At 73.5% G+C, this 7,523-nt stretch carries 4 protein-coding genes and 1 pseudogene; all 5 read right to left on the reverse strand.

Features of this window, described 5'->3' with window-relative positions:
• Positions 1-32 precede the first annotated feature (32 nt).
• Entirely contained in the window at positions 33-932 is a 900-nt protein-coding gene (locus ACFWBT_RS40145; RefSeq protein ID WP_385708958.1) for a phosphoribosylaminoimidazolesuccinocarboxamide synthase, read from the reverse strand.
• A 145-nt stretch (positions 933-1,077) separates the two neighbouring features.
• Complete coding sequence (locus tag ACFWBT_RS40150) at positions 1,078-2,607, reverse strand: N,N-dimethylformamidase beta subunit family domain-containing protein (protein WP_385708960.1); 1,530 nt, start codon at positions 2,605-2,607, stop codon at positions 1,078-1,080.
• Positions 2,608-2,791: 184 nt separating this feature from the next.
• The gene (locus ACFWBT_RS40155) at positions 2,792-4,660 is read right to left on the reverse strand and encodes a hypothetical protein (RefSeq protein ID WP_385708965.1); all 1,869 of its coding nucleotides are present in this window, start codon (positions 4,658-4,660) and stop codon (positions 2,792-2,794) included.
• A 367-nt stretch (positions 4,661-5,027) separates the two neighbouring features.
• On the reverse strand, positions 5,028-6,281 hold the full coding sequence (gene purD / locus ACFWBT_RS40160; protein WP_385708963.1) for a phosphoribosylamine--glycine ligase: 1,254 nt from the start codon (positions 6,279-6,281) through the stop codon (positions 5,028-5,030).
• A 415-nt stretch (positions 6,282-6,696) separates the two neighbouring features.
• Positions 6,697-7,523: pseudogene (locus ACFWBT_RS40165) on the reverse strand (DNA polymerase III subunit gamma and tau); the annotation flags it as partial.

Genomic DNA, 7,523 nt, shown 5'->3' on the forward strand with positions numbered 1-7,523 from the left:
GGGCCGGGCGGGGGCCGGCCCCCGGGACGAGGTCAGGACCAGCGGATGCCCGTCAGTCGCTCGTAGGCCTCGATGTACTTGGCGCGGGTGGCTTCCACGACGTGCTCGGGCAGGGCGGGCGGCGGCTGCTCGCTCTTGCGGTCCCAGCCGGACTCCGCGGAGGTCAGCCAGTCGCGGACGTACTGCTTGTCGAAGGACGGCTGCGCATGGCCCGGCTCCCACACGTCGGCGGGCCAGAAGCGCGAGGAGTCGGGGGTCAGCACCTCGTCGGCGAGGACGAGGGTCTCGCCCTCGTAGCCGAACTCGAACTTCGTGTCCGCGAGGATGATGCCCCGATCGAGGGCGATGTCGCGGGCGCGGCTGTAGACGGCGAGGGTCGCCTGGCGCAGTTCGGCGGCGGTGTCGGCGCCGACCTGACGGGCCACCTCCTCGTACGAGACGTTCTCGTCGTGCTCGCCGACCGCGGCCTTGGTGGCGGGGGTGAAGATCGGCGCGGGGAGTTCCGAGCCGTCGACGAGACCCTCAGGCAGCGCGAGGCCGCAGACCGTGCGGGTCTGGTTGTACTCGACGAGACCCGAACCGGTCAGGTAGCCGCGGGCGACGCACTCGACCGGGGCCATCCGCAGGGACTTGCAGATCAGGGTGCGGCCGGCCCAGTCCGCGGGGGCGCCGGGCGGGAGTTCGGTGCTCAGCACGTGGTTGGGGGCCAGTTCGGAGAGCTGGTCGAACCACCACAGGGAGAGCTGGGTGAGTGTGCGGCCCTTGTCGGGGATCTCGGTGGGGAGAACCCAGTCGTAGGCGGAGATGCGGTCGCTGGCGACCATCACGAGGTCGCCCGCCTCGTTCTGATACAGGTCGCGCACCTTGCCGGTGTGCAGATGTACCAGACCCGGCACCTGAAGGGGCTCGGGCTTTTCGACGAATCCGGACACGGTTCCTCCCCGTGGTTCTGTCCAAGTGACTCGATTCTCCCGTACGGGACGAGCAAGTTCGGACAGGGGGCGTGACGGGCGGCCCTGGGTGTGCGCGGAGCGGGGGTGGCGGGAGGCGCCCCGGCGGGGCTTTCCCCGCCGGGTCTCAGTCGTGTTTGCAGATGCGGTCGAGGAGATTGGCGGTCGCCCGCTGGATACGCGGATCCACGTGGCCGGGACGATCGAGGGCCGGGGACCACGCAAACGTTCCGGACGCGAAGACCAGGGCGCCGGACGGGGCCCGGTAGAGCGAGGTCTCCTGATGCCGGGGCGTGCCCTCGCTGTCCGGGTACGGGGAGTGCGCGAGCAGGATCCGGCCCTGGTGCTCCGGCAGTGGGGTGCGCGGGAAGTAACGGTCCGCCTCACCGGCGACCATGCCCTCCACTTCGTCGCCCTCGTGCGCGCCGGTCGCCTCCCACAGCCAGTGGTCGGCGTTGCGGACGATCAGGGGGTGCGGCTCGGGGACCCGTCCCGCGTACTGGATGCCGATGAGCTGCTGCTCCGGACGGTCGATCTCGCGCCACAGGGCGGGCCTGCCCGGACCCCGGCGCTTCCGGCAGGTCAGCAGCCGGTCGGCGACGCCCGAGGGGGACGGCCCCAACTCCACCTGCCAGTACATGGTGTTTGCGGAGAGGAAGACGAGCGAGGTGCCGTGCTCGCGGGCGAGTTCCGTGGTGCGGCGCATCTGCGGCGACCAGTACTCGTCGTGGCCCGGGAAGACCAGACCGCGGTAGCGGGTGGGGTCGACGCGTCCGGCGTGCAGGTCGCGGGCGTCGGCGTACGCGAGGTCGTAGCCGTAACGCTCCGCCCAGCGGATGAAGTCGTAGGCGTGGCCCACATGGAGGGGGAGACCCGCGCCCGCGTACGGGCGGTCGAAGGAGACGGTCGTCGCGGCGTCGGCCTCGCCGAGCAGACGGCCGTTCTCGTCCCAGGCGTGGTAGAGGCTGGCGCCGGTGTGGCCGTCCTCCGGATACAGGTTGTACGCCTGCCAGGTGATGTCCGGGAGCAGCAGGAGCAGGTCGGCCGTCTGGTGATTGCGGACGGTGAAGGGGACGTGCGAGCGGTAGCCGTCGGCGGTGGTGAGGACGGCGACATAGGCGCCGACACTCCAGTAGGACGGGATCTGGAGGCGCCAGGACAGCCACCAGTGATGGCAGGAGACGGTGCGGTCGGCCGTGAGCGGGGGTGGCTGGACGATGCCGGAGAGACGGGGGCTCGTGGTGATCTTGCTGGCACCGTCCCCGCCGTAGTGGCCGATGCGGTAGATGTCGACGCTGAACTGCTGTGGCGGGTCCACGGTGACATGGAAGTCGATGGACTCGCCGGGAGCGGCGGCACCCGTGGTGGTGAAGCCCTTGATCTGGCGGTGGACGTCGTCCGCGGAGCGGGGGCCTCCGGTGCCGGAACGCGCGCGGGTGCCGGAGGTGGCGCGCGGGCCCGGGATCCTGGACGCGCCGGTCGCCGGGTGCGGCGGCTGGGCCGCGTCGGTGTCCAGGTACCAGGGGACGACATGGCCGGTGTCGTCGAAATAGGTCTCACTGCCGCGGAGCCAGGGAACGGGACCCTGGCCGAAGGGATCCGTGACGGCGTGCGCGAGTGCTCCCGACTCCCAGCGGCGGATCTGCTCCGATCCCATGGCTGCTCCCCTCCCTGGTGCCCCCGTCGTTCTGGTAAGCCCTTGCGCCGTGCGCGATCGGTCCCAGCACATCACATTACGCACGCGGTCCGTCACCGTTCGTCGCGAATTGGCGTGAGAGGAACGGCTGCCTCCGCCGGGGCGCAGGCAGCGGCGAACAGCGTGGGCGGCCGCCGGACGGGCGTCAGACGAGGCGGACCGGTTTCTCCGGGCGGACGCCGAGGTGACGGAGCCAGTCCCGCAGGGGTGCCGGATCACCGGTCTCTATCAGGGTGAGGACCCGGGGGCCGAGGTCGGCGGCTCGTTCCCCCGCGACGAGGAGGGACGGGCCGTCCAGCCAGTCCAGCCCGGGGGTCGCCCCGGCGGTGTCCATCGCGGCGCAGCAGACCATCGCCGTGACGTGGTCGGCCAGCAGTTCGCGACCGGTCCGGGGCGGCTGGAGGGGGAACAGCGGAAGCATCCCGTCGTCCCAGAGGGCGTGGTCGGGGCCCTGCTGCTCGGCGCCCCCGGCGGGCGGATGCGGCGCCGGGGCGGACGCCTCCTCGCGGGCCACTTCCGTGGTGAGCCTTGCCGCGAGAGCGGCCGACCGTTCGTTCCCCACGGCAAGGTCCGGGTCGTCGCTCTCGGCGATACCCATCTCGCCGTACGCTTCCGTGCGGTGCGCGGCGAGGGCGGCATCCGGTTCGGGAGCCGGGGCCGGGGCGAGCCTGTCGTCCGCCGGTGCGGACAGGTGCTCCGTCGGCGCGGTCAGATGGTCCATCACCCGGGCCAGCGTCGGGCCGTCCGCCTCGGGCAGCGCGGGGTCGGCGGGGTGCCGGACGCCGAGCGCGTCCAGGACACGGTGGAGGCGGGCCGCGTCCGTACGCCACTTGCGGTCGACGACCTCGTCCGGGTAGTCCTGCCAGTCGACCGGCGCCCAGTCGGGGCCGGCCTCGGCGGGACCGCCGTGAAAGAGGCGGGCGGCGAGCAGCGAAGCCGCCTCGTCCACGGTGCCGGGCTCTTCGAGCAGGTCGCAGGCGGGGCGTTCGCCGAGGCGGGAGGTGAAACCCTCGGCCAGCCGGTCGCGGCGGGACAGCTCGGTCAGCGCCGCGACGACGCCCACGTCCAACCGGGAGGGCCAGCGGCCCATGCGCCAGGCAGGGAGCGCGACACGGGTCAGCAGACGGTCCCAGCCCGCGTACGCCAGACCCACCTGTTCCTGGGCGACGATCCGCACGCCGTAGTCCACAGCCTGTGCACGCTCGGCCGCCGCGGACGCCACACCCCGCTCCATCTCGGCGGCATGACCCCGGCAGCTGCGCAGCAGAAGACGGGTCACCCAGCCCACACCGGCCAGGACCGTGCGGGACAGCGGGCCGCGGCCGGGTGCCGAGGCCACGGCCACGGCAGCGTCCAGGCCGCGTACGAAACGGCGGGCCGCGGCTATGTCCGGGTGCGCGGACGGGCCCGTTCCGGCGACGACCGGGGCGAGGACCGCCCGCAGCTCTCCGACCCGCATCCACCACAGGAAGGGGGAGCCGATGACGAGGACGGGGGCGACGGGGGCTCGGCGGACACGGTTCGTCAGTCCGGGCACTCCCAGGCCGCCCCGTTCGCCGTCCGCGCGGTCCGACGCGTCCCCGCTGCCCGCCGAGGACCGGCCGTGGGCCCGGTGGGTGCGGTCCTCCAGCCAGCTGTCGCAGTCCGGGGTGAGCGCTATCGCCGAGGGGGCCGGTACGTCGAGACGGTCGGCCAGGTCACGGACCATCCGGTAGAGATCGGGGGCCGATGCCTCGGAGACGGGGACGGTGGGGCTCATCGCGGGCCGGGCGCGGGCCACGACGAGCGCGATGCCCGCCGCCGCCAGAAGGACGACGACGGCGACGACCGTCACGATCCACCGCGCGGTCCCCCAGGGCTCGCCGGTGATCCGGCCGGTGGAGCCACCGACGAGCAGCACGACGGCCGCGGCCGCGGGCAGCAGGGCGACGGCCAGCGCCCTGCTGCGGATGCGCAGCACAGCGAGAGCCCGGGAGCGCGCGGTCTGCGCGCCCGCCTCCACACCCACACCCATACCGGTCACGACCGGACGTCACCCCCTGTTGTCCGCCGGGCCCCGGCCTTTCCACTGCCGGTGCCGACGGATGCCCTGGCGTTGCTCACTCCCCCACTGTGGCACCCGCCACCGACATCGCAATGCCGGTGGGCCAAGTGCCGGAATGCTTTCGCCGCACCCTAGTTGGGGCCTCGGCCCTCGTCAGCCGGTTGGGGCATCGGTCACTCGATGGAATGGCTCTGGGGAAAGGTGGATGACGGTGGGCCATGATCAGGCCCCCGGTTCCGTACAGAAACCCGCAGGTGGAAGTGGCCGGTTCCCGCACCACAGAGCCCCGGATTCCGTACGGAATCCGGGGCCCGGTGATGCTATGGGGAACCTGCGGCTACGCCTCCGACGCCGCCTTCGCGGCGATGTCCGTGCGGTGCTGCGCACCATCGAGGCCGATGCGGGCGACCGCCGTGTAGGCGCGCTCGCGGGCCTCGGTGAGGTCCGATCCGACCGCCGTGACGGACAGCACGCGACCGCCCGCGCTCACCACCGCTCCGCCCTCGTGCCGGGTGCCGGCGTGCAGGACGTACGCGTGCGGGGCGTCCTCGGCGGCCACGTCGTCGAGCCCGGTGATCGGGTCGCCGGTGCGCGGGGTGTCCGGGTAGTTGTGCGAGGCCACGACCACGGTGACCGCGGCCTTCTCGCTCCAGCGCAGCGGTTCGAGATCGGCGAGGGTGCCGTTCGCGGACGCCAGCAGGACACCGGCGAGCGGGGTCTTCAGACGGGCGAGAACGACCTGGGTCTCGGGGTCGCCGAAGCGGGCGTTGAACTCGATGACCCGCACGCCACGGCTGGTGATCGCCAGACCGGCGTACAGCAGTCCGGAGAACGGTGTGCCGCGGCGGCGCAGTTCGTCGACGGTCGGCTGGAGGACGGTCTCCATGACCTCCTCGACGAGCTTCGGGTCCGCCCAGGGCAGCGGCGAGTACGCGCCCATGCCGCCGGTGTTCGGGCCTTCGTCGCCGTCCAGCGCGCGCTTGAAGTCCTGGGCGGGCTGGAGCGGGACGACGGTCGTGCCGTCGGTGATCGCGAAGAGGGAGACCTCGGGGCCGTCGAGGAACTCCTCGATGACGACGCGGTCGCAGGCGTTGGCGTGCGCGCGCGCCGCGTCGAGGTCGTCGGTCACGACGACACCCTTGCCGGCGGCCAGTCCGTCGTCCTTCACGACGTACGGCGCTCCGAACGCGTCGAGCGCCTCCTCGACCTCCTCCGGCGTCGCACAGACGTACGAGCGCGCCGTGGGGACGCCGGCACCCGCCATCACGTCCTTCGCGAACGCCTTGGAGCCCTCCAGCTGCGCGGCCTCCCCGGAGGGGCCGAAGCAGGGGATGCCCGCCGCGCGCACGGCGTCGGCGACACCGGCGACCAGCGGGGCCTCCGGGCCCACGATCACCAGTTCGGCGCCGAGCTCCGTGGCCAGCGCGGCCACGGCGGTGCCGTCGAGAGCGTCGACCGCGTGCAGCTCCGCCACCTCCGCGATCCCCGCGTTCCCGGGAGCGCAGTACAGGGCGGTGACGTCGGGGTCGAGGGACAGGGAGCGGCACAGGGCGTGTTCGCGGGCGCCGCCACCGATGACAAGGACCTTCACGGGGTCAGCCTAACCGCCGCACGAGGGTGCCCTTGTAGGGGCTTCCGAAGCGAGGGGGTCGCGGAGCTGGTGCGATCCTCCGAACCGGGCCGCCCCCGACACGCCGGCAACCACCACCGGGACCCACTCCCGCGGTCCGGCCCTCTCGGCCGATGCCACTCCTGGACACGGGGCCCTCGCCTAGGGCGGGCCCCCACCGGTGAAGGTCGTCACCTCGGCGATCTCTTCGGGGGAGAAGCGGAGCGGGGAAAGCGACAGCGGTGACATCCGGGCCCGCACGGCGCGGCTCGCGGGACTCCGGGGGCCATGGGTCGTGGGTCGTGGGTCGCCGCGTGGGCCGGGTGGAGCGGTGGGACCCCGTCACCGAGGGTGCTTCGCGGGGGTCCGAGGTGTCGGAAACCGGCGTCCCGGTCCCTCACTCGTTCGAGAACTCCTCCAGCACCGTCGCCCCCAGCTCGCGGACGATCAGGTCGTGGCCCGAGAGGGCGGACTCGTCCAGGTCGGGGTCGTCGTCCTCGGGGGTGTCGTCCTCGGGGGCGACCGGCGGCGGCTCGTGTGCCGGGGACGGGGCCGACGCGGGCGCGGACATGCCCCGGCCCTGGGTGTGGCCCGCGGACGGGCCGGACTGCGGGGCCGGGGGCTGCGAGGCCGGAGCCGAGGACTGCTGGGGCGCGGGGCGCTGGCCGGCCGGAGACCCGCCGTAACCACCGGCGCCACCGCCACCGCCTCCGTAGCCGCCGCCGCCACCGCCGTAACCGCCTCCGCCGCCGAACCCTGAGCCCGCCGGAGCGGCCGGCGGGACCGAACCGCCCGAGGCGTCCACGATCGCCTCGACCTTCCACTGCACGTTGAACTGCTCCGCGAGCGCCTGCCGCAGCACGTCCTCGCTGCCACTGCTCGCGAAGTTGTCCCGCGCACCGGCGTTCACGAAGCCGATCTGGAGAGTCGTGCCGTCGAACGCCGTGACCTGGGCGTTCTGGCTGAGCAGGATCCAGGTGAACCGGCGGCGGTTCTTCACCGCCTCCAGGATGTTCGGCCACAGCGTGCGGGGGTCGAGGCCACCCGCGGCCGGTGGCCCGGCCGGGGCCTGGGGCGCTCCCGGAGCGGCGGCGGGCGGAGCGGGGGTGGCGGCCGGGGCCGGAGCGGGCTGTGCCGGAGCCTGCCCGCCGCCCGCGGGTGTCGCCGTCGGCCAGCCGCCGGGTCGCCGGCCGCGGCCGGCGGCCGTCGCGGGGGGGCCGGGAC

This window comes from Streptomyces sp. NPDC060027, from assembly GCF_042737005.1.
Taxonomy (GTDB): Bacteria; Actinomycetota; Actinomycetes; order Streptomycetales; family Streptomycetaceae; genus Streptomyces.

Excerpts from the sequence above, each read along its gene's own strand:
- ACFWBT_RS40150 (WP_385708960.1), bottom strand. The coding sequence starts at position 2,607 with ATGGGATCGGAGCAGATCCGCCGCTGGGAGTCGGGAGCACTCGCGCAC.
- ACFWBT_RS40155 (WP_385708965.1), bottom strand. The coding sequence starts at position 4,660 with ATGGGTGTGGGTGTGGAGGCGGGCGCGCAGACCGCGCGCTCCCGGGCT.